Here is a 2,127-nt window from a genome sequence, read left to right as displayed (position 1 = left end):
ACTCGATCGAATAAGGTTTCATTTTTTTCGCTTATGTACTAAATACAATGTATCATATATACATGGAATATGCTGTATATTGCTAATCATCCCGAAGAAAAAGCGATCGCAGAAATATGCACTCCTTAAAAACACCGCATTCTAATGCCCTCAAGTGTGCCGAAGCGTACCCATAGGGTTTCTGCATCCATGACAGTCTCTAGTAATTCTCAAGTGAGTGATATTAATTCCGGTGTGCGATTCGTTTAGCCTAGCGCGACCTGAAATGGTCGTTTAGTATGCGGAACCGCCTCCGCTAAGGGAGTCACACCCCTTACCCTCACGTAAAAGACTCTCAAGAGTCCGGTCACGGCCCAGTAGGCAACGAAACAGTCGGAGTGCAGACCACGAAGGTAACGGAAACCGCCAGCCTAAGACGGACAAGTGCTAGAGGGAGTTCCCTAATGGTGAACGAAAGTGAACTATCGTTTAAACTGCGTTATACGAAAAAGAGCCAAACTAGGCTGATAGGCTTTGACCAAAAGGTAAATGGATAGGATTTATAGTTTAGGTTTCTATAAATCGTGTGAACAGAACCTCCATCGCAGAATAGATAGCACCTAAAAGGGGACAGACAACTAAACGGTACAACAGGGTAAACCCTACAGAGTCTAGGAGAGGTCGAATACTCTTAGTAAGTCTGAGGCAACAAAGACCGAACTCTTTGGAGGGCAAAGGATGGAAGAAAAAGCGAATGCGGGTCTGCAATGGATTCGATAGGGGTTGTAACATTACTTCTAACCGAAAGGGAAGCAAACTTCTTCTGGGTCTTATACGAAAGAAACAAAAACCTGGGAATCAAATCTGAGGACAAGTTAGATGGTGTCAGCAATGGCAACAAACGGACTGAAGAAACAGCTAGAGAACTGGAACCAGATTAACTGGAGAAAAGTTATCAAAACTGTTAGAAACCTACGCCAACGAATCTTTCGTGCGAGAAAGCTTGGTGATTTTCGTAAGTTGAGAAGCTTACAGAAGTTGATAAAAAAGAGTTACGCCAATCTACTATTGTCAGTTCGGCGTATTACCCAGACCAACCAGGGCAAGGCAACGGCAGGCATTGATAAAGAAGTTATCAATACCCCAGAGCAGCGGGTAATTCTGGTAAAAAAAAACTGGGAAGGGGGAAACCTCAAACCAACTAAAAGGGTAGAAATACCCAAACCAAATGGCAAAAAACGACCGCTCGGAATCCCGACCGTGCGCGACAGAATCGAACAGGCAATAGTAAAGAATTCACGCTTAACCCGAATGGGAAGCTGTATTCGAGCAAAACTCGTATGGTTTCCGACCGGGAAGAAGCTGTCAAGACGCAATAGAACAAGGTTTCAACCTGTTTTCAAGATGGCACAAATGGGTTCTAGAAGCTGATATCAAAGGCTTTTTCGACAACATCGCCCATGAATCCATTCTGACTAAGATGGGAAAATTTCCAAATCGAGAACTCATCAAAGGATGGTTAAAAGCGGGTTTTGTGTTCCAAGGAAATCTTAATCCAACGGAACAAGGCACACCACAAGGAGGGGTAATTTCCCCTTTGTTAGCCAATATAGGATTGCATGGTTTAGAAAACTTTATAAAGACCATCAACCCTAAACTTGGTGTGGTACGGTATGCCGATGATTTTATCGTCACGGCTAGAGACAAAGAAAGTCTTGAAACCGCCCAAGACCTGATTAAAGCATGGATGTCAAAACGAGGTCTAGAACTCAGCCCTGAGAAGACGCTAGTAACGTCAATCGAAGATGGCTTCGACTTTCTTGGGTACAACTTCCGACACTACGATGGGAAACTACTAATAAAGCCATCCAAGAAGAAGGTACTTGCCTTCTGCAAACGGATTGGTAAAGAGGTTAGAAACCTTAATGGTGCAGAACAAGAAGTTTTAATCAAAAAGCTGAATCCTATTCTCAGGGGTTTTGCCAACTACTACAAAGGTGTAGTTAGCAAAGAAACCTACGGCTATATCTCACACCGAGTATGGCAATACCTTTGGCGTTGGGCTAAGCGTAGCTGTAGTTTAGACTAAAAAATGAGCGCAGCTAAAAGTAGCTACCTTTGAATCTTAGGCAAGCTGTTGCTCACAAA

2 protein-coding genes are annotated in these 2,127 nt (G+C 43.3%); both read left to right on the top strand.

The window, feature by feature from the left end:
• Positions 1-858 precede the first annotated feature (858 nt).
• The gene (locus QUB06_RS34435; RefSeq protein ID WP_333439308.1) at positions 859-1,410 is read left to right on the top strand and encodes a reverse transcriptase N-terminal domain-containing protein; all 552 of its coding nucleotides are present in this window, start codon (positions 859-861) and stop codon (positions 1,408-1,410) included.
• Positions 1,355-2,068: a reverse transcriptase domain-containing protein gene (locus tag QUB06_RS34430; RefSeq protein ID WP_333439310.1), complete on the top strand. Its 714-nt coding sequence runs from the start codon at positions 1,355-1,357 to the stop codon at positions 2,066-2,068. The genes QUB06_RS34435 and QUB06_RS34430 overlap by 56 nt, the downstream gene beginning before the upstream one ends.
• Positions 2,069-2,127: the final 59 nt, after the last annotated feature.

The organism is Microcoleus sp. D2_18a_D3 (genome assembly GCF_036702455.1).
GTDB lineage: Bacteria > Cyanobacteriota > Cyanobacteriia > Cyanobacteriales > Microcoleaceae > Microcoleus.
The sequence above is the reverse complement of the archived record's forward strand: the minus strand, read 5'-3'. Positions and strand labels throughout refer to the sequence as shown.